This is a genomic window from Burkholderia pyrrocinia, assembly GCF_022809715.1.
Taxonomy (GTDB): domain Bacteria; phylum Pseudomonadota; class Gammaproteobacteria; order Burkholderiales; family Burkholderiaceae; genus Burkholderia; species Burkholderia pyrrocinia_C.
In genome coordinates, this window is record NZ_CP094460.1 from 2,742,807 (window position 1) to 2,762,857 (window position 20,051).

General features: G+C 69.4%; 18 protein-coding genes. 10 read left to right on the forward strand and 8 right to left on the reverse strand.

The features are described from left to right. Positions 1–17 precede the first annotated feature (17 nt). Positions 18–977: a LysR substrate-binding domain-containing protein gene (locus tag MRS60_RS29185; RefSeq protein ID WP_131946321.1), complete on the reverse strand. Its 960-nt coding sequence runs from the start codon at positions 975–977 to the stop codon at positions 18–20. Between the two features lie 91 nt (positions 978–1,068). On the opposite strand from MRS60_RS29185, the gene MRS60_RS29190 reads away from it, so the two are divergent. Then, positions 1,069–1,251, forward strand: coding sequence for a hypothetical protein (locus MRS60_RS29190; RefSeq protein ID WP_243566109.1), 183 nt, complete (start codon positions 1,069–1,071; stop codon positions 1,249–1,251). A 19-nt stretch (positions 1,252–1,270) separates the two neighbouring features. Here MRS60_RS29190 and MRS60_RS29195 read toward each other — a convergent pair whose 3' ends face one another. Then, on the reverse strand, positions 1,271–2,185 hold the full coding sequence (locus tag MRS60_RS29195; protein ID WP_034182054.1) for an NAD(P)/FAD-dependent oxidoreductase: 915 nt from the start codon (positions 2,183–2,185) through the stop codon (positions 1,271–1,273). Between the two features lie 141 nt (positions 2,186–2,326). On the opposite strand from MRS60_RS29195, the gene MRS60_RS29200 reads away from it, so the two are divergent. The 4 genes from MRS60_RS29200 to MRS60_RS29215 all read left to right on the forward strand — a co-directional run bounded on the left by MRS60_RS29200 (position 2,327) and on the right by MRS60_RS29215 (position 8,260). Next, complete coding sequence (locus MRS60_RS29200; RefSeq protein ID WP_034182055.1) at positions 2,327–2,767, forward strand: Rrf2 family transcriptional regulator; 441 nt, start codon at positions 2,327–2,329, stop codon at positions 2,765–2,767. A gap of 260 nt (positions 2,768–3,027) precedes the next feature. Then, positions 3,028–3,615, forward strand: a complete 588-nt coding sequence (locus MRS60_RS29205) for a DUF2760 domain-containing protein (RefSeq protein WP_034182056.1) — start codon at positions 3,028–3,030, stop codon at positions 3,613–3,615. Continuing rightward, positions 3,612–5,453: an Hsp70 family protein gene (locus MRS60_RS29210; RefSeq protein WP_243566110.1), complete on the forward strand. Its 1,842-nt coding sequence runs from the start codon at positions 3,612–3,614 to the stop codon at positions 5,451–5,453. Before MRS60_RS29205 ends, MRS60_RS29210 begins: the two co-directional genes overlap by 4 nt. A 5-nt stretch (positions 5,454–5,458) precedes the next feature. Next, a complete protein-coding gene (locus MRS60_RS29215; protein ID WP_243566111.1) occupies positions 5,459–8,260 on the forward strand; it encodes an Hsp70 family protein in 2,802 nt (933 codons plus the stop codon). Between the two features lie 153 nt (positions 8,261–8,413). Here MRS60_RS29215 and ctlX read toward each other — a convergent pair whose 3' ends face one another. Further along, positions 8,414–9,415, reverse strand: coding sequence for a citrulline utilization hydrolase CtlX (gene ctlX / locus MRS60_RS29220; protein ID WP_243566112.1), 1,002 nt, complete (start codon positions 9,413–9,415; stop codon positions 8,414–8,416). 59 nt (positions 9,416–9,474) lie between these two features. Continuing rightward, positions 9,475–10,554, reverse strand: coding sequence for an ornithine cyclodeaminase (locus tag MRS60_RS29225; protein ID WP_105389726.1), 1,080 nt, complete (start codon positions 10,552–10,554; stop codon positions 9,475–9,477). Positions 10,555–10,849: 295 nt separating this feature from the next. Between MRS60_RS29225 and MRS60_RS29230 the strand changes: the two genes are divergently transcribed. Continuing rightward, a complete protein-coding gene (locus MRS60_RS29230; protein WP_006479718.1) occupies positions 10,850–11,281 on the forward strand; it encodes an Lrp/AsnC family transcriptional regulator in 432 nt (143 codons plus the stop codon). A gap of 39 nt (positions 11,282–11,320) precedes the next feature. On the opposite strand, the gene MRS60_RS29235 is transcribed toward MRS60_RS29230, so the two are convergent. From MRS60_RS29235 to MRS60_RS29250, 4 genes are read right to left on the reverse strand one after another with little or no spacing between them, the layout of a single operon-like run. Further along, on the reverse strand, positions 11,321–11,914 hold the full coding sequence (locus tag MRS60_RS29235) for a peroxidase-related enzyme (RefSeq protein WP_243566113.1): 594 nt from the start codon (positions 11,912–11,914) through the stop codon (positions 11,321–11,323). After that, on the reverse strand, positions 11,911–12,441 hold the full coding sequence (locus tag MRS60_RS29240) for a CMD domain-containing protein (protein ID WP_243566114.1): 531 nt from the start codon (positions 12,439–12,441) through the stop codon (positions 11,911–11,913). Before MRS60_RS29240 ends, MRS60_RS29235 begins: the two co-directional genes overlap by 4 nt. A gap of 45 nt (positions 12,442–12,486) precedes the next feature. Then, a complete protein-coding gene (locus tag MRS60_RS29245; protein ID WP_243566115.1) occupies positions 12,487–13,911 on the reverse strand; it encodes an NAD(P)-binding domain-containing protein in 1,425 nt (474 codons plus the stop codon). Then, on the reverse strand, positions 13,908–14,921 hold the full coding sequence (locus MRS60_RS29250) for a LysR family transcriptional regulator (protein ID WP_243566116.1): 1,014 nt from the start codon (positions 14,919–14,921) through the stop codon (positions 13,908–13,910). Before MRS60_RS29250 ends, MRS60_RS29245 begins: the two co-directional genes overlap by 4 nt. 355 nt (positions 14,922–15,276) lie before the next feature. On the opposite strand from MRS60_RS29250, the gene MRS60_RS29255 reads away from it, so the two are divergent. The 4 genes from MRS60_RS29255 to MRS60_RS29270 are packed head-to-tail and all read left to right on the forward strand — an operon-like array spanning position 15,277 to position 19,950. Further along, positions 15,277–16,470, forward strand: a complete 1,194-nt coding sequence (locus tag MRS60_RS29255) for an ABC transporter substrate-binding protein (RefSeq protein WP_034182063.1) — start codon at positions 15,277–15,279, stop codon at positions 16,468–16,470. Positions 16,471–16,508: 38 nt separating this feature from the next. Next, positions 16,509–18,320: an ABC transporter permease gene (locus tag MRS60_RS29260; RefSeq protein ID WP_243566843.1), complete on the forward strand. Its 1,812-nt coding sequence runs from the start codon at positions 16,509–16,511 to the stop codon at positions 18,318–18,320. Between the two features lie 11 nt (positions 18,321–18,331). Continuing rightward, positions 18,332–19,189 carry an ABC transporter ATP-binding protein gene (locus MRS60_RS29265; protein ID WP_243566117.1) on the forward strand — a complete coding sequence of 286 codons (858 nt, stop codon included), beginning with the start codon at positions 18,332–18,334 and terminating at the stop codon, positions 19,187–19,189. Then, complete coding sequence (locus tag MRS60_RS29270; RefSeq protein ID WP_243566118.1) at positions 19,186–19,950, forward strand: ABC transporter ATP-binding protein; 765 nt, start codon at positions 19,186–19,188, stop codon at positions 19,948–19,950. The genes MRS60_RS29265 and MRS60_RS29270 overlap by 4 nt, the downstream gene beginning before the upstream one ends. Positions 19,951–20,051 lie beyond the last annotated feature (101 nt).

Sequence of the window (20,051 nt, forward strand, 5' to 3'; positions counted from 1 at the left end):
CCGGACCGTGGCGCGGCTCATGCCTTGCCGCGCCACGGCGGCGGATCGAGGAACTGCCGCGCGGCTTCGAGAAAAACCCGTTGCCGCGCGGATCGGCCGGTGCGCGACGGCAACAGCGCCGTGACAGGTGCGGGCGGCAGGCTCCAGTCGGGCAGCAACCGGACGAGCTTGCCGTTCGCCAGCAGCGGGGCGACGTCCCATTCCGAGCGTTCCACGATCCCGAGCCCGGCCAAGGCCCAATCGGTGATGACGGTGCCGTCGTTGGAGGACAGCGCGCCCGTGACGCGGATCACGGTCGACCGTCGGGACTCGTGTCGATCGTCGCCGCTCGGCGAGAAGCGCCATCGCGGAATGTCCTCGTCGTTCTCGCGCAGGCACAGGCAGTCGTATCGGGCCAGGTCGGAAGGATGATTCAGCTCCTTGATGCGACGCGCGTAGCCGGGGCTTGCACACAGGAAACGCTCGTTGGGCGCGAGCGGATAGCCGATCCACGACGAGGACTTGAGGCTGCCGACGTGCACGACCACGTCGGCAGCCGATGCGCTCGTCAACGGGCTCTCCGACAGGTGGAGCGAAATTTCGAGCTTCGGATGCGCGCGTTGCACGTCGCGCACGATCCGCGCGACGTACTTACGCCCGAAACCGAACGGGGCGACGACGCGCAGCGTGCCTTGCACGTCGCCGTGGTCGCCCGAGATGCTGACCGGCAGCGCCTCCACGCGCTCGAGGATATCGACGGCTTCCTGGTACAGCCGTTGTCCTTCGTCGGTCAACGCGATCCCTTGCGACTGCCGCACGGCGAGCCGTGCGTTCAATCGCGCCTCCATTCGCTGCAGGCGAATCGTGACCGCGGGCGGCGTGAGATCGAGCAGGCGCGCCGCAGCGGCCAATGAACGCGACGCGCCGATCGCGCGAACGAGTCGAAGGTCGTCGAGATCGAGCATTTCATGTCCCTTAATGCTGGTGTTGCCGAGCATTAAACCGCACATCACGCCGCGAATCCATCGATGCGGCGAAATGCCGGCGCGGATTCGGGCAACGGGGCTCGACGCCGTGATCGCGCCGCTGATGCTCACGAACGTCTATACGATGGCCGGCTCGTCGTCGGCCGCGTTGATCGTGCTGCTTTTGCTCGCGTGCCGGGGCCGGTGGCGGATCAACGGGCGCGAGACGCAGCGGATTTCGCTGGAGGAGTGCAGCACGGAGGGTGGTGCGGAACCGGCGGCGGACGCGGCGGCGCGCGTCTCGTGATCTCCGGCTGCACGCCGCGTCACGCGTGCAGCCCGAAAATCAGCGACCGATGCGCGGCGATCCCCGCCGTCACACCGGATGCCGACGCGAACGTCGCGTTGGTCATCGGCGTCGACGCGTCGCCGGCCGCGAATACCCCTGCGACGCTCGTCTGCTTCCACGTATCGACTCGGACGACCGGGCCAAGCGGCCCTTCGTCGAACGCGCAACCGAGCTGCTGCGCGAGATCGCTCGCCATTACCGTGCGCGCGCCGACGAACAGCGCATCGATCGGCACGACCTGCCCGTCGGCGAGCCGCAGCGCTTCGATACGCGGTGCGTCGCCAAGAATTTCAACGATCGGCGACCGCTCGATGCGCACGCCGCGCGCGTCGAGCAACGCGGATTCTTCTTCATTCGGATCGACCACGCCCTGCGTGAACCATGTCGTCGGGCCCCAGTCCGGAATCAGGATCGCCTGATGCACGGAAAGCGGATGCGTGGCGAGCACGCCGAGCCGCTGGCCACTTACCTCGTACCCATGGCAATACGGACAATGCAGCACGCTGATGCCCCAGCGTTCCGCGAGCCCCGGCAGCGCGGGCAGTTCGTCGCGGATGCCGGTCGCGAGAATCAGCCGGTCGGCGCTCGCGCGGCGGCCGTCCGACAGCGTCACGTGGAAGCGGCCGTCGGCATCGCGCTCGGCCGTGCTCACTTCGCCGTCGAACCGCTGCACGGTCGGATACGCGTCGAGTTGCGTGACGGCTTCGGCAACGATCTGCGCGGGCGGCTTGCCGTCCTGCCCGAAAAAGCCGTGCGCGTGTTCGGCAAAGCGGTTGCGCGGCCGGCCTGCGTCGATCACGAGCACGCGGCGTCGCGCCCGCGCCAGCTGCATCGCGGCCGACAGCCCCGCAAAGCTGCCGCCGACCACGATCACTTCATGATGGTTATGCATGCATCCGCTCCTGTTCCTGAACCTGCGTGAATGACGGACGTGTCCCGATGGCGGCCAACTCATGAAACACGTGAAGTTGCATGATAGGGCGATGGTATCATTCATGCAACTTCAGAAGTTTCGAGAAAGGGGGCGCCGCCCGTGAGAACCGACAGCCGTTTGTCGCGCATGCTGCATGCGCTGATCCACATGGACCAGGCCGACGGCCCGCTGACGTCGGAGGCGATCGCGACGATGCTGTGCACGAATCCGGTCGTCGTGCGGCGCCTGCTCGGCGGCCTGCGCGACTGCGGCTACGTGCAGTCGGAGAAAGGGCACGGCGGCGGCTGGGTGCTGAGCGTCGCGCTCGACGACATCACGCTGCTTGACGTCTATCGCGCGGTGGGCGAGCCGCCGCTGTTCTCCGATCTGGTGCCCGAGGACGAGCCCGAATGCCTGGTCGAACAGGCCGTCAACGCGCATCTGTCGGCGACGTTGAAGGATGCCGAAGCATCGTTGCTGGCGCGCTTCGGCGAAGTCACGCTCGGCATGCTGTCGCGCGATTTCGAAGCGAAGGCTGCGCTGCGGGGCTACACGCGCTGACGCGCCGCAGCATCCCGATCGATCGCGCCTGACGTGCAATCCGGCGCGATCCGGCGCGGCCCAAACCGTCGCGCCGAGATGTTCTGTCCCCCGACTTCTGCCCGGTTCGCCCGCCACAGGGCAAAATACGGGTTTTCCGCACCCGCGAGGGCGCGTCCGAATCACGCGCCGGGCGGCGGCAGTGCGCATCGCGCACGCCGCCACCGGGCGCCCAGGCAAGATTGCTCGCCCAGTCGCGAGCCCACAGGAGTCCAGACCCCATGCCCGAATCCAACCTGTCCTTCTTCGGCCGGCTGTCGCTTGCCGTCGGCACGTTCTTCTCCGTGCTCGGCAACCGCGAGTTCGCGGCCGGCGTGCTGCGCGTGCGCGATGGCGCCCCGGCACCGGTCGCGCCGGCACCCGCGGCCGCACCGGCCCCGGCGCCCGCACCTGCGCCCGTGAAGGCCCCGGCGCCCGAGCTGCGCGAAGCGAGCCCGCAGGCCGCGCTGCAACTGCTCGGCCTACTGCAGCGCGATGCGCGCTTCATCGACTTCGTCGAGGAAGACATCGCCGGCTACGCGGACGCCGACATCGGCGCGGCCGCGCGCCTCGTGCACGACGGTTGCCGTGCGGCGCTGCGCGAACACTTCACGATCGTGCCGGTGCGCGACGAAGCCGAAGGCAGCCGTGTGACGCTGCCGGCCGGTTTCGACGCGACGGCCGTGCGCGTGACGGGCAACGTGGTCGGTTCGGCGCCGTTCACGGGCACGGTCAGCCATCGCGGCTGGCGCGTCGCCGACGTGCGCCTGCCGAAGCTGACGGGCAGCCACGACGCATCGGTGGTCGCACCGGCGGAGGTGGAACTGTGAGCGATCCGCGCTATTCGATCGGTATCGACCTCGGTACGACCCACTGCGCGCTGTCGTACGTCGACAGCACTGCCAGCGACGGCGAAAACATCACGCAGCAGGTGCTGCCGATCGCGCAGCTCACCGCGCCCGGCGCGCTGGAATCGCGCGACCTGTTGCCGTCGTTCCTCTATCTGCCGCATGAAAGCGAACTGACGCAGGGCGACCTGACGCTGCCGTGGACGGCCTCGCGCGGCTTCGCGGTCGGCGAGATGGCGCGCACGCGCGGCGCCGGCACGCCGATCCGCCTCGTGTCGAGCGCGAAAAGCTGGCTGTGCCACCCGGGCGTCGATCGCCGCGCGGCGATCCTGCCGAGCGATGCGCCGCCCGAAGTGTCACGCGTGTCGCCGCTGGAAAGCTCGATCCGCTACCTGACGCACCTGCGCGAAGCGTGGGACCACGCGCATCCGGATGCACCGTTCGCCGACCAGGACGTGACCGTGACGATCCCCGCATCGTTCGATCCGGCCGCGCGCGAACTGACGGCCGAGGCCGCGCGCGCCGCCGGCTACACGCGGATGACGCTGCTCGAGGAGCCGCAGGCCGCGCTGTACAGCTGGATCCAGAAGAGCGAAGGCGGCTGGCGCAAGCAGGTGCAGGTCGGCGACCTGATCCTGTGCGTCGACGTCGGCGGCGGCACGACCGACCTGTCGCTGATCGCGGTGGTCGAGCGCGACGGCAATCTCGAACTGCATCGCGTGGCGGTCGGCGAGCACATCCTGCTCGGCGGCGACAACATGGACCTCGCGCTCGCGCACGTGGTCGCGCGCAAGCTCGCGCAGCAGGGCACGCAGGCCGATCCGTGGCAGCTGCGCGCGCTGACCTATGCGTGCCGCTCGGCGAAGGAAACGCTGCTGTCCGACCCGACCACCGACGCGGTGCCGCTCGTCGTGCCGAGCCGCGGCTCGAAGCTGATCGGCGGTTCGATCCGCACGGAGCTCACGCGCGCGGAACTCACGCAGACGATCCTCGAAGGCTTTTTCCCGCAGGTCGATGCGGCCGCGCGCCCGGTGAGCCGCGCGCGCGTCGGCCTGACGCAGCTCGGCCTGCCGTATGCGCAGGATGCGGGCATCACGCGCCACCTCGCGGCGTTCCTCGGCCGCCAGGTCGCGGCGCTCGACACGCTCGAAGGCGTGCAGCGCACGCTGCCGCAGGGCGCGACGTTCCTGCATCCGACGGCCGTGCTGTTCAACGGCGGCGTGTTCAAGTCGGCGCTGCTCACGCAGCGCGTGCTCGATACGCTCAATAGCTGGCTGGCCGCCGAAGGCGCGCCGCCCGCGCGCCTGCTCGAAGGCGCCGATCTCGATCTCGCGGTCGCGCGCGGCGCGGCTTACTACGGCTTCGTGAAGCGCGGCCGCGGCGTGCGCATTCGCGGCGGCACGGCGCGTGCGTACTACGTCGCGATCGAATCGGCGATGCCCGCGGTGCCGGGGCTCGAACCGCCGGTGCAGGCGCTGTGCGTCGCACCGTTCGGGATGGAGGAAGGCTCGGACGCGGCGCTGCCGCCGCAGGAGTTCGGCCTCGTCGTCGGCGAGCCGGTGCAGTTCCGCTTCTTCGGTTCGTCGGTGCGCCGCCAGGATCAGGTCGGCACGCTGCTCGACTACTGGTCGCCGGAAGAATTGCAGGAGCTCGAGGAAATCCAGGCGACGCTGCCTGCCGAAGGGCGCACGACCGGCGAGATCGTGCCGGTGAAGCTGCATGCGCGCGTGACCGAAGCCGGCACGCTCGAACTCGAGGCGATCCCGAGCGGCACGAACGAGCGCTGGAAGGTCGAGTTCGACGTGCGCGGCGCCGCCTGAGCGCGATGAAGCGCTATACGGTCGGCATCGACCTCGGCACGAGCAATACGGTCGTCGCATACGTCGAGGCCGGCTCCGACGCGATCCGCGTGTTCGACGTCGAGCAGCTGGTCGGCCCCGGCGCGGTGGCCGCGCAGCCGCTGCTGCCGTCGGTGCGCTATCACCCGGCGGCCGGTGAGCTCGCGGCGGACGCGTTGAGGTTGCCGTGGCAGGCGGCCGGCGCGCGCGATGCGGCCGCCCGTTCGGGCGGCGGCCGTGACGGCGGGTCAGCCGGTCGTGACGGCGGCGCCGGTGACGCGCTGCCGCCCGTGATCGGCCGCTATGCACGCACGCTCGGCGCGCAGGTGCCGGGCCGCCTCGTGACGAGCGCGAAGAGCTGGCTGTCGCACGCATCGGTCGACCGGCTCGCGGCGATCCTGCCGTGGGGCGCGGCCGACGGCGTCGACAAGGTATCGCCGGTCGACGCGAGCGCGAGCTATCTCGCGCATGTGCGCGACGCGTGGGATACCCGTTTTCCCGACGCGCCGCTCGCGAAGCAGGACGTGATCCTGACGGTGCCCGCGTCGTTCGACGACGGCGCGCGCGCGTTGACGGTCGAGGCCGCGCGGCGCGCGCGGCTGCCCGCGCTGCGGCTGCTGGAAGAGCCGCAGGCCGCGTTCTACGACTGGCTGTACGGTCAGCGCGCGACGTTGCGCGACACCTTCGCCAATGCGCGGCGGGTGCTGATCTGCGACGTCGGCGGCGGCACGACCGACCTCACGCTCGTCGATGTCGCACCGGGCGACGACGGCGAGCCGACCTTTACGCGCGTCGGTGTCGGCAACCACCTGATGCTCGGCGGCGACAACATGGACCTCGCGCTCGCGCGCCTGGTCGAGACGCGGCTGACGGAGCCCGGCACGCGGCTGTCGGCCGCGAGCCTGTCGCAGCTCGTCGAGCGCTGCCGTGCGGCGAAGGAGCGGCTGCTCGGCGACGACGCACCGGCGTCCGTCACCGTGACGCTGCTCGGCGCGGGCAGCAAGCTCGTCGGCGGCGCGCGTTCGGCCGAGCTGACGCGGCAGGAAGTCGAACAGATCGTCGTCGACGGTTTCTTTCCGCAGGTCGAGGCCGGCGAACTGCCGCGCCGTGCACGGGCCGCGATCGTCGAATTCGGGCTGCCGTATGCGAGCGACCCGGCCGTCACGCGGCACGTCGCCGCGTTCCTGAGCCGTCATGCGGAAGGCCCGCTGCCCGACACGCTGCTGCTCAACGGCGGCGTGTTCCGCGCGGGCGCGCTCGCCGGCCGTCTCGCGCAGACGCTCGGCGCGTGGCGCGGCGCGCCGCTCGACGTGCTGCACAACGCGCATCCGGACGTGGCCGTTGCGCGCGGCACGGTGGCCTACGGGCTTGCGCGCGCCGGGCATGCGCCGCGCATCGGCGGCGGTTCCGCGCGCAGCTATTTCCTCGTACTCGACGATGGCGCCGGCGACGCAGCCGCGCGCGGCGTCTGCCTGCTGCCGCGTGGCGCGGAAGAGGGCCGCGAGATCCGGCTCGAGGATCGTACGTTCGCGCTGCAGCTCGGGCAGCCGGTGCGTTTCCACCTCGTGTCGACGGTGGCCGAGACCGCGTATCGCCCTGGCGATCTCGTTGAATTGAAGGACGGCGATTTCGTGCGGCTGCCGCCGATCGCGACGGTCGTCGAGCGACAGGCGGGCAGCGATGCGCGCGAAACGCCGGTGAAGCTCACCGCGTCGCTGACCGAGGTCGGCACGCTCGAAATGCATTGCATCGCGACCGACGACGCGGCACGCCGCTGGCGGCTCGAATTCCAGTTGCGCGGCGATGCGACGGCGCACGGTGGCGACGATGCGCCCGCGCGGCATCCGCGGCTTGACCAAGCGATCGAGCTGATCGAGCGCTCGTTCGGCAGCAAGGCCGCGGACGTCACGCCAAAGGACACGCGCCGACTGCGCGCGCAGCTCGAACAGGTGCTCGGCGCGCGCGAAGAATGGGACGTCGCGCTCGCACGCGAACTGTTCGACGCGTTGCTCGCGCGAGCGCGGCGGCGCCGGCGCTCGGCCGATCACGAACGCGCGTGGCTGAACCTCGCCGGTTATTGCCTGCGTCCGGGCTTCGGCCATCCGCTCGATGCGTGGCGCATCGAACAGCTGTGGCCGCTGTTCGACGACGGGATTCAATACGTGAACGACGGGCAGGTGTGGTCCGAGTGGTGGACGCTGTGGCGGCGCGTGGCCGGCGGTCTCGACGACGATGCGCAGACGCAGGTGCGCGACGCGATCGCGTTCCTCGAACCGTCCGACGACAGGCGGCGCAAACTGCCCTTCGATCCGGGCAAGGTCGGCCCTGCCGACATGACGCGGCTGTCCGCGTCGCTCGAACGGCTGCCCGTCGAGCGCAAGGTCGAGCTGGCCGAACGCATGATCGCGCAATTGCAGAAGCCGGCGGACCGTGCGCTGTGCGCGTGGGCGCTCGGGCGCATTGGGGCGCGCCGGCCGTTCTACGGCAGCGCGCACAGTGTCGTGCCTGCGGAAGTCGCGAACGGCTGGCTCGACGCGCTGTTCGCGCTCGACTGGAAGCAGGTCGAGCCGGCCGCGTTCGCGGCCGCGCAGATTGCGCGTATGACCGGCGACCGTTCGCGCGACCTGCCGGACGATACGCGCGACGCGGTGATCAAGCGTCTGTCGGCCGCGAATGCGTCGGCTGCGTGGATCGACATGGTGCGCGAAGCGATCGCGTTCGACGAAGCCGACACAGTGCGCGTGTTCGGCGAGACGCTGCCGGCCGGGTTGAAGCTGCTGGCCGGATAAGTGGCGAGATGTGCTCCGGTATCGTTCGGATTCCGGAGCATTCCGCGGCGTTGCCGATGCGGGCTGACGCTCGCCGATTCGATGTCGTCAGAACAAGAAAACGGCTGCCGTTGCATCGCATCGGCAGCCGTTTGCGCTTTGTGAGCCTGCCGGTCAGATCTGCGACGTCGTCTCGCGTGGCAATGAGGCCGATTCCACGGCGATCGCATCCGGCACGCTTGCCCGCCGCGCGAGATGAATTCCCGCGAGCATGCAGCGCACCGACCCGCCGGCCAGTTCGATCGTCGGCACGTCGAGCGGCAGCAGCCGCGCGGAGCGCTCGATCGTCGCGCGCTGGTCGGGTGTGAGGCAATCGAACGCACGCCGCGACAGCGCGAGCACGCGCCCGTTTGTTCCCGACAATTCCAGCGTATTGCCCGCGAAGTTCGCGATCTGCGACTGATCGAGCGCGATCACCGCGCGCCCCGTTTCGGTCAGGCGTTGCGCGATCTCGGCGCGGCGCCGGCCGTCGGCGATCAGGTCGAGGCCGACCATCGCGAACTCCGTCGCGACGCTCATCATCACGTTCGTGTGATAGATCGGGCGCCCGTCGGCATCGGCCGTATCGAAGCAGATCGGCTCGAAATTGAAGTGCGCGCAGAAGCGTTCGAGCGCGACCGGATCGGCGCGGCGCGAACGCGCGGCGTACGCGATCCGCGCAACGTGGTCGAGCACCATCGCGCCCGTGCCTTCCAGGAACACGTCGTCGTATTCGAGACCCGAATAGTCGATCACGTCCTGCACGCGATACTCGGCCTTCAGCATCTCGACGATGTCCGCACGCCGCTCGCGGCGGCGGTTCGGGCTGTGCATCGGATACAGCGCGACGTGACCGCCCGGATGCGTCGAGAACCAGTTGTTCGGGAACACGGAGTCGGGCGTGTCGCGCTCGCCGTGGTCGTCGAACACGTGCACGCGCACGCCCGCGTCGGCGAGCGTCTGCGCGGCGGCCGTGACTTCGTCGAGCGCGGCGGCGGATACCGACGACGTGTCAGCTGCGCCGCTGCCGGCCGTGCGCTGGAACGCGTTGTCGGCCACGGTCTGCGGGTTCGGCAGGAAGCGGTGCGGCCGGATCATCACGACGGCGGCCGGCGCCTGGATCGATACGAGATTCATGGAAGGCAGGAGCGAAAGGCAGGGAACCGGGCGGCGCACAGGCCACCCGGCGATGACGGTCAGCGCGCGAATGCGGCGACGGCTTCGGTGACGAATGCCGCGTGACCCTGCGCGATCGCTGCCGGATCGTCGATCAGCGCGAACAGGTTCTTCGGGTCGACGGCCGGCGGAATCAGCGCGATCTCGACGCCCGCGTTGTGCTGCTGCGCGAGTGCGTACAGGTAGCGCAGCGCCGAATAATCCTCGAGCGCGAAGCCGACCGAGTCGAACACCGTGACCTCGTCCGCGCGTTCGCGGCCGGTCGTTTCGCGCTGCAGCACGCGCCACAGCTCGGTGACGGGGAAGTCGGCCGGCATCTGCTGGATCTCGCCCTCGATGCGGGACTGCGGCTCGAATTCGACGAACACGCGGCCCGCGTGCAGCACGCCCGCTTCGAGCTCGGTCTTGCCGGGGCAATCGCCGCCCACGGCGTTCAGGTGCATGCCGGGCTCGACCATGTCGGCCGTGACGATCGTCGCGTACGCCTTGTCGGCGGTGACGGTTGTCACGATGTCGGCGCCGCGCACGGCATCGGCGGTCGACGCGGCGCGCACAACGCGCAACTTCGGATACGCGGCGAGGTTCTGCACGAGCTTGTCGGTCGCGAGCGGATCGACGTCGAACACGCGGATTTCGTCGATGCCGAGCAGCGTATGGAACGCGATTGCCTGGAATTCGCTCTGCGCGCCGTTGCCGATCAGCGCCATCGTGCGCGCGTCGGGCCGTGCGAGTACCTGTGCGGCGAGCACCGACGTGGCGGCCGTGCGCAGCGCGGTCGTCAGCGTGAGTTCGGCGAGCAGCAGCGGGTAGCCGGTATCGACTTCGGCGAGCGCGCCGAATGCCATCACCGTGTGCATTCCACGCGCCGCGTTGACGGGGTGGCCGTTTACGTACTTGAACGCGAACAGCGACGCGTTCGCGACGGGCATCAGTTCGATCACGCCGTCGCGCGAGTGGCACGCGACGCGCGGCGACTTGTCGAAATCGGCCCAGTGCAGGTAATCGGCGCGCAGCGTGTCGACGAGTTCGCGCAGGAACGTCGTGACGCCGGTCCTGGCGATCAGTCGGGCGGTGGCGGGAACGTCGAGGAAGCGAGTCATCGGTCTGTCTCCATTGTCTTTGCCGGTACGGGTGTTCTGGCATTCCGGTCGACCGGGCGGTGCTTGGGCTCGGGCGCGGGCTTGCTGAAAAGCGGCGGCGCGGCTCATTCGGCCGGTCGATGGAGTCATTATTTCCGGGAGTCGAGCCAACAAAAAGACGGCAAAAGTGGCAGATTTATCGATAGACTTGGCAAATTGCCAGCCATATCCGGCAGTTTGTCAGGTCTGTGCTGGTCGGAATGCGCAGCCTCCGGCACGCTGGCGGCCGGTTCACGCTCAACAGGAAGGCCCGCACATGATCACGCTCGACGACGTCGACCGGCAGCTCATCGCACTGCTGCGCGACAACGCGCGACTACCCGTCGTCGCGCTGGCGAAGGAATTGCGCGTCGCGCGCGCGACCGTGCAGAACCGGCTGACTCGGCTGGAGAAAAACGGCGTGATCGTCGGTTATACGGTGCGGCTCAAGCCGGCGGCCGAACGGCACCGGATCCGCGCGCTGATGTCGATCGCGGTGCAGGGCAATCGCGGCGCGGAAGTGGTGAAGGTGCTGCGCGGGCATCCGAACGTCGCATCGATCCACAGCACCAATGGGCGCTGGGATCTCGTCGCCGAATTGCATGCCGATTCGCTCGAGCATTTCGATCGCGTGCTCGGCGCGATCCGGTTGATCGACGGGATTGCGAATACCGAGACGAGTATTTTGTTGTCGACGCACAAGGCGTGACGCGGGCATGGCCCGCGTGCAGGCGTGCTCGCAAGCGCGTCAGGCGCTTGCTGCCGACTCCGGAAACACCGGCTCCCCCAGCGTCAGCATCAACCGGTTTGCCCACGCGAAGATCGCGACCGCGTGCGACAGGTCGAGAATCTCCTCATGTGTCAGCCCTTCGGCTTCAAGCGCGGCGATATCGTCCGCGTCGATCGTATCGGGCCGTTCGGTCAGCGCGATCGCATAACGCACGATCGCGCGTTCGCGTGCCGTCGTGCCGGCCGTCGCCGGATCGTCGAACACCTGCTCGATCGCATCGGTGCGTTTCGCGAGCTGTGCGAAGCGCTGCGCATGCACCGACGCGCAATACACGCAGCCGTTCACGCGCGACACGGCCGTGCTGGCGAGTTCGCGCTCCGCGCGCGACAGCCCGCCGGGGCCGTACATGATCGCGTTGAACACGCCCGAGCGCTGCCGCAGGATTTCGGGCAGGTGGACGAGCAGCAGGTAGTAGTCGGATGTTTTCGCGTGCGGGTGGCTCGCTTCGAGCACCGCAAGCTGATCGGGCGTCGCGGCATCGAGCGATACCGTGTCGAGCCACGCGCGCCAGCCGAGCGTTTCGGACGTGAAGCCGTGGGCGGCCGTCGTCATGCGGCCTCCTTTGCGGCGCGTGCCTGAAGCGCTTGCGCGGCAGCCGCGACGCGCAACTGATACGCGACGAACGCAACCAGCTGCGACAGCGCGACGATCGCGGGCGTCGTGAGTCCGGCCGACTTCAGTGCATCGAGATCGGACGTGCGTGCGTCGACGGGCGCCTGTGTCAATAGCCGCGCATGAGCGAGGATCGCGCCAAGTCGCGGGGCAAGCGTGTCGAACGCATCGGCGTCGGCGCGCACGATGTCCTCGGCGGTGCCGCCCGCATCGAGCAGCCGCGTGCGATACGTCGAGGCCAGTGCGTGCGCGTTCGATTTCTGCGCGACGTATCGTGCCGCATGCAGTCTTTCGACCAACGAAAGATCGGGCAACGCCGGATCGAATAGCGCGGCTTCGCTCAGCCGCGTATGGAGCAGCACCTTGTCGCGCGCGCGGCGCAGCGCGGTCACGGCATCGCCGTCGCGCAGGCCGGCTACTGCGTCGATCGTATCCGGCGCAGCGGCCGGCGTGATGGATTCAGTCATCGTTTCAGGTTCCCTTCGTCGTTTATGTGATCGATGAACGTGCGCTCATGCGTCGTCGTCGCGCCATTCGTCGCCTTGCAGCTCCGCATTCGCATACGCGACGAGCGCGTCGTAATGCCGGTCGCGGTCGGCGTCGAACAGCCGGCTCGCGATGCCGCGCGCGAGCCGTTGAGCACCCGCGCTGATGGCCGGGATATCGCCGGACAGCTTGCCGTGGCTCAGGCTCGCCGCATGGTTGAAGCAATGAATCCGCGTGACGGCAGGGCACGCACCGCGCTCGCGCTCCTGGAACGCAAACGCGGGGCCGAGATCGGGCGATTCGGCGAGCTCGTCGAGCCATGCACCCGGTTCGGGTCGATAGCGGTCCTTCCAGCGCCGCACGTGCTGCCCGAACGACGCGAATTCCGCGCGCGTCGTCCAGTCCGAATGAAAGCCCGTCGCGAAGATCAGGAAGTCGACGGTGTAGCGTCCGCGCGTCGTCGTCACGTCGAGGCCGTCCGCACGTTCGGCGAGCGTCTCGATCGGGCTGCCCGCGTGAAAATGCGCGTGCTCGTGGCGCGACACGCGCAGCACGCTGTCGCGCGGCGGCGGCGTCTGCGACGTCAACGCGTAGTGCATGAAGCGCCACTTCGTCTCATCGTCGAGATCGGCGTAGCCGTGCACGAGGCCCGGGCTGCCGATGCCGGTCAGCTTGTTGATGCGCGGAATGTCCGCGCGGCGGAAGAACAGATCGACGCGCGCGGCGCCGGCTTCGAGCGCGGTGCCCGCGTTGTCGAATGCGGATGCGCCCGCGCCGACCACGCCGACGCGCTTGCCCGCAAGCGCCGCGAAGTCGATCGGCTCGGACGAGTGGGCCCAGCGCGTGCGCGGTGCTCGTTGTACGACGGGCGGCACGTACGGGCCGCCGAGGCCGTCGCGGCCGGTCGCGAGCACGACGTGCCGCGCGAGCAGGGTCTGCGCTTCGCCGTTGCCGCGCACATCGAGCGCGAGCAGCCCGTCGTCGCGCGGGCGCAGCGCGACGAGCGTGGTGTCGTTGCGTACCTGCAGGTCGAGCACGCGCCGATACCAGCGCAGGTAATCCATCCATTGCGTGCGTGGAATCTTGTAGAGCGCATCCCACGCGTCGCGGCCGTATTGCGCCTCGAACCACGCGCGGAACGTCAGCGCGGGCAGGCCGAGCGCGGGGCCCGCGAGCTGCTTCGGCGAGCGCAGCGTGTCCATCCGCGCGAACGTGACCCACGGCCCTTCGTAGCCGGCCGGCGCGCGGTCGATCACGCACTGGTTGTCGATGCCGAGCAGGCGCAGTTCGGCGGAAGCCGCGAGCCCCGCCATGCCGCCGCCGACGATCGCGACGTCGAGCACGCGCGTGCCGTCGGCCTCGCGCGGCGGCACCCACGACGGCGCGGGCAGGTCGAGCCAGCGCAAGTCCTGCGCGAGCCGCGCTTCAAGTGCGTCGAGCGGCGTCGTCATGCGGCCTCCGGGCGGGTGCGGCGTGCACGTGTCGTGCGAGGCGGGTGTGGCGCGCGCTCGCTGCGCAGCCGGTCGCCGCGCAGCAGCGCGTCGTGCGCGGCGGCGTCGTGAAAGGTCACGTCGTCGAGCAGCGCGCGCGTCGTGCGGTGCAGCGCGTCGAGCAGCGCATCGACGGCCGCGGTGCGCGCCTTGCCGGCCGGCGTCGCGACGCCGAACGCGAACGGGATGTCGACGTCGAGCGGGCGCGCGACGACGCCGTCCACCGGCAGCGCGACGCCCGTGGCCGGATCGACGATGCCGATCCCGATGCCCGCGCGCGCGGTCATCACCGCATTCAACGACGCATTGGTTTCGATGAACACGCGCGCATCGACGCGCGCGGCCGCGAATGCCGCATCGATCCGCTGGCGCAGCCGGTGCCGGTTCGCGACCGTCACGATGCGGCGGCGCGCGAGATCGCGCAGCGCGATGCGCGGCTTCGCCGCGAGCGGATCGCCGGCGGGCAGCACGGCGACGCATGGCGTCTGCGCGATCCAGTGCACGTCGAGCCCCGCGTGCGCCATCGGCAGCGTGACGACGCCGATATCCGCCGTGCCGGCCAGCACTTCATGCACGACATGCTCGGCCGATTCGCTGCGCAACTGGTAGTGCGGGGCGTGTGCGCAGTCGGGCAGCGCGGCGAGCGCGGCCGGCACGAGCGTGGCCGCGAGCGACGGCGTCGCCGCGATGCGCACGGGTTCGGCCGTTTCGTCGCCGAGCGCGCGTGCCCGCGCCTCGATCGCGCGCAGGCCGACCAGCGAGCGCTCGACTTCCTCGTACAGCAGGAACGCGCGCCGCGTCGGCGTGACGCGCGGGCCGTGCCGGTCGAACAGCGCGTAGCCGAGATCGGCTTCGAGCTCCTGGATCTGCCGCGTGACGGCCGGCTGCGAGCGGCCGAGCAGTTCGCCCGCGCCGGTCACGCTGCCGGCCGACATGACTGCGGAAAAGGCTTCGAGTTGATGCAGCTCCATGACGCGTTCCGATGATGCGATTTGCGCATTGTAGGAGTGCGAGCATGCGCAATTCATATAATGATTTTTGCTATCGACAGCGCGAAAACTGCGAAGAGTGTGATCTTCGCGATGGCCGGCGGCGCGTACGTGCGCCTCGGCTGAGAGGGGAGCCGTGCGGGAAACCGCAATCGAATCAACGCGATGCGATGCACGCAGATGCACAGCACGATGCGCCGCATGCGAATGGCCGCCCGCGCGCGTCATCCGCTTCGCGCCGCGCGCGATATCGATATGCGCAAAACTTCGTTGGATCGCCCTGAACCGGATGGTTACATGCCCTCACTCTTTTCGATTGACTGAAGGTGGGGGCGGCATGAACGTTTCGGGAAACGACGCACGCGGCGCATGGCGGCGCGTGCTGGGCACGGTGGCGGCGCTCGCTGCCGCATGGGGCTTGTCGACGGGCGGTGCGCTCGCGGCGGGCGTGTCGGGTGAGCCGGTCGTGGTTGGCGTAAGCGGGCCGCTCACGGGCCAGGACGCGCAATACGGCGAGCAATGGAAGCGCGGCTTCGATCTCGCACTCGACGAGATCAACGGCAGCGGCGGCATTCACGGCCGGCCGCTCGCGATCGATTTCCAGGACAGCCGCAGCGACCCGCGCCAGGCGGTGGCGATCGCGCAGAAGTTCGTCGCCGATCCGCGCATCGCGATCGAGCTCGGCGATTTTTCCAGCGCGACGTCGATGGCCGCGTCGCCGATTTACCAGCGTGGGCAACTGATCCAGTTCGGCTTCACGAACTCGCATCCGGATTTCACGAAGGGCGGCGATTACCTGTGGAGCACCGCGCTGAGCCAGGCCGAGGAGCAGCCGCTGCTCGCGCGCTACGCGGTGAAGGAACTCGGCTTCAAGCGGATCGCGGTGCTGTACCTGAACACCGACTGGGGCCGCACCAGCAAGGACATCTTCGCGAAGGCAGTGGCCGGGCTCGGCGCGCAGGTCGTCGCGGCCGAGGGCTACCAGCCGGCGGAGAAGGATTTCCGCTCGACGCTCGTGCGGATCGGCGCGTCGAAGCCCGATTCGATCGTGCTGATCTCGTACTACGCGGACGGCGCGCAGATCGTGCGACAGGCACGCACGTCGGGCGTCTCGCTGCCGATCGCGGCGGTCGGCTCCGTGTATTCGCCGAAATTCCTCGAACTGGGCGGCGCGGCCGTCGAAGGCGTCTATACGGAATCGAACTTCTTCCCGGCCGAGCCGCGCCCCGAGGTGCAGGCGTTCGTGCAGCGCTATCGCGCGAAATTCCACGCCGATCCCGATTCGTTCGTTGCGCGCGCATACGACGCGCTGATCCTGTCGGCCGAGGTGCTGCGCCGCTACGGCACGACGCGCCAGGCCGCGCACGACGGTTTCGCGAAAGTGAGCGACGTGCCGAGCGTGATCTTCGGCAAGGTGCGCTTCGATCCGCAGACGCGCCGCGTCGCGGGCGCGCGTACCGTGTATCTCGTCGTGAAGCAGGGGCAGTGGGCGCTGTGGGACGGCGCGAAGCCGCAGCTCGCCGCGCGCTGATTCCGAATCAACCGCATGCAAGTGACGGACGCATCGTGATGGCTTCCTGGCTCGACTACACGCTCAACGGCCTCATCGTCGGCAATATCTACGCGCTGCTCGCGGTCGGGCTCGCGCTGATCTTCGGCGTGTCGCACCTGATCAACTTCGCGCACGGCTCGGTCTACATGGTCGGCGCATTCATCGGCTGGCTGTGCCTGACGCGCTTCGGGCTGCCGCTGCCGGTCGCGCTCGCGGCGGTCGTCATCGGTTGCGGCGCGCTCGGCATCGCGATCGAGCGGATCGGGCTGCGGCCGCTGCGCCACGCGGCGCGGATCGCGCCGCTGCTCGCGACGATCGGCATCAGCTTCATCCTCGACCAGCTCGCGCAGCTCGCATTCGGCGCGGACCCGCGCGCGGTGCCGACGCCGCTGCCCGACTGGCACCTGCGGATCGCCGGCGCGACGCTCGGCTCGCTCGACCTGCTGATCGCGGGCATCGGCATCGCGGCGGCCGCGCTGCTGTACGGCTTCCTGCGTTTCACGCGGCTCGGCTGGGCGGTGCGCGCGACCGCGCAGGATCGCGACGCGGCGCTGCAGATGGGCGTCGACGTCGATCGCGTGAACCAGACGGTGTTCGCGATCGCGTGCGCGCTCGGCGGCGTGAGCGGGCTGCTGGTCGGCATGTACTACAACAGCATCGATCCGGCGATGGGCTTCCAGGCGACGCTGAAGGGCGTCGTCGCACTGCTGATCGGCGGGCTCGGCAACGTACCGGGCGCGATCGCGGGCAGCCTGCTGCTCGGTCTCGTCGAAAGCTACGGCGTCGCGCTGTTCGGCACGAGCTATCGCGACCTGTTCGCGTTCGGGCTGCTGATCGTGTTCCTCGTGTGGCGGCCGAACGGCTTGTTCAGCGCGAACCGCGCGCTGCCGCCCGAGCCGATGACGGGCACCTTCCTCGCGGCCGCGAAAGCCGTGCGCGTGCCGCGCCCGGTGCTCGTCGTACTGGTCGCGCTCGCGGCCGTGCTGCCGTGGCTCGGTGCGTCGCCGTACGTGCTGCAGACGCTGACCAACGCATGGCTGTACGGCCTGCTCGCGCTGAGCCTCACGCTCGTCGCGGGCACGGTCGGGCAGATCTCGCTCGGGCACGCGGCGCTGCTCGTGATCGGCGCGTATGCGTCGGCGCTGCTGTCGTCGGATCTCGGCTGGTCGCCGGCCGTGACGATCCCGTGCGCGGGCGCGATCACGGCCGTGCTCGGCACGCTGCTCGTCTATCCGGCGTTCCGGCTGCGCGGGCATTACGTGTCGATCGCGACGCTCGGCATCGGCGAAGTGGTGAGCCTCGTGATCCTGAACTGGGACGGCCTCACGCGCGGCCCGCTCGGCATCACCGGCATCGCGCCGCTGCCGTGGGCAGCGACCGCGCGCGCCGCGTACTGGTTCACGTTCGCGGTGCTCGTGGTGTTCGCGCTCGTGCAGGTTCGGCTGCTGCGCTCGCATCTCGGCCGCACGCTGCGCGCGGTGCGCGAGGACGACGTTGCCGCTCGCGCGCACGGCATCGCGCCGAACCGCTACAAGGCGATCGCGTTCGCGGTCGGCGGCGTGGCGGCCGGCGTGAGCGGCGGCATCGCCGCACACCTGTACAGCTACATCAATCACCAGACCTTCGATTCGCAGGTGTCGATCCTCGCGCTGACGATGGTGATCCTCGGCGGGCTCGGCAACGTGCTCGGCGGCATCGCCGGCGCGGTCGCGCTGATCGGGCTGCCGGAGCTGTTCCGCTGGGCGGCCGACTACCGGATGCTGATCTACGGCGTCGTGTTGCTGCTGCTCGTCCGGTTTCGGCCGCAGGGCCTGCTCGGCACGGTGTGAGGAGGAATGCGATGACCACCACCCGACCCTTGCTCGACGTGCAGGGTTTGACGCGCCGCTTCGACGGCGTGACCGCGCTCGACGGCGCAAGCCTGACGCTTGCCGACGGCGAACTGCTGAGCGTGATCGGGCCGAACGGCGCCGGCAAGTCCACGCTGTTCAACCTGATCGCGGGCGCCGACCGGCCCGATGCCGGCCGCGTGACGTTCGATGGCCGCGACATCACGGGCACGGCGCCCGAACGGCTCGCGGCGCTCGGCATTGCACGCACGTTCCAGCACGGCCGCGTGTTCGGCAACCTGAGCGTGCTCGACAACGTGCTGATCGGCGCGCATGCGCGGCTGCGCGCGGCGCGGCCCGGCTGGCCCGCGCTCGGCGCGGCGGCCGAAGTGCTGCGCGCGCTCGTGCGGCCCGCATCGGTGCGGCGCGAGGAAGCGGCGCTGCGCGACGAGGCGCGCGCGATCGTCGCCGGGTTCGGCGAACGGCTCACGCCGCGCATCGATCATCCGGCGCACAGCCTGTCGTACGCGAACCGGCGGCGCGTGGAGATCGGCCGCGCGCTCGCGCTGCATCCGCGCCTGCTGCTGCTCGACGAACCGACGGCCGGGATGAACGAGACGGAAACGGCCGAGATGCTGCAACTGATCCAGTCGCTGAAGGCGCGCGGCCTGACGATCCTGCTGATCGAGCACAAGCTCGAACTCGTGATGCGCGTGTCCGACCGCGTGATGGTGCTCGACAACGGCGTGAAGATCGCCGAAGGCGCGCCGCGCGACGTGCGGCACGATCCGCGCGTGATCGAGGCGTACCTCGGCCGGCGTCATGCGGGTGGTGCTACCGCGGAGCGCACGACGCAGGCGGCCGCATGAACACGCTTTCTTCCGGACCCGACACGACCATGACCGACACACTGCTGAAACTCGAACACCTCGATACGTTCTACGGGCCGGTGCAGGTGCACTTCGACGTGAACTTCGAAGTGGGCCGCGGGCAGATCGTGAGCCTGCTCGGCGGCAACGCGAGCGGCAAGTCGACGACGATGAAGCTGATTCTCGGGCTGATGCGGCCGCGTCGCGGCGTCGTGCGTTTCGACGGCGACGACGTGACGGCGCTCGCGACGCCGCAGCGTGTGCGACGCGGGATCGCGGCCGTGCCCGAGGCGCGGCGGCTGTTCGGCGACATGAGCGTGCGCGAGAACCTGCTGATGGGCGCGTATACGCGCGGCGACCGCACGGCGGTGGCGGAAGATTACGAACGCGTGCTCGACCTGTTCCCGCGCGTGCGCGAGCGGCTCGCGCAGCGCGCAGGCACGCTGTCGGGCGGCGAGCAGCAGATGCTCGCGATGGCACGTGCACTGATGGCGCGGCCGAAACTGATCTGCATGGACGAGCCGACGATGGGGCTGTCGCCGCTTTACGTCGACAAGGTGCTCGAACTGATCGATGCGATCAACAAGCAGGGCGTGACGGTGTTCATGGTCGAGCAGAACGCGAGCCTCGCGCTGGAGATCGCGCACTACGGGTATGTGCTGCAGACGGGGCGCGTCGTGCTCGAAGGGCCCGCGAAGGCGCTGCTCGACGATGAGCGCGTGCGCGATGCGTATCTGGGCGGGGAGGCGGTGGCGGTGTAGTCGGCGTGGCTCGTGTCGCCTCCGGTGTGCATCGCGAAAAATTGCGATGCATTCCGAAATGTCGGGCAGATTGTCGCTCAGTCGCCATCACCGCGATGGAA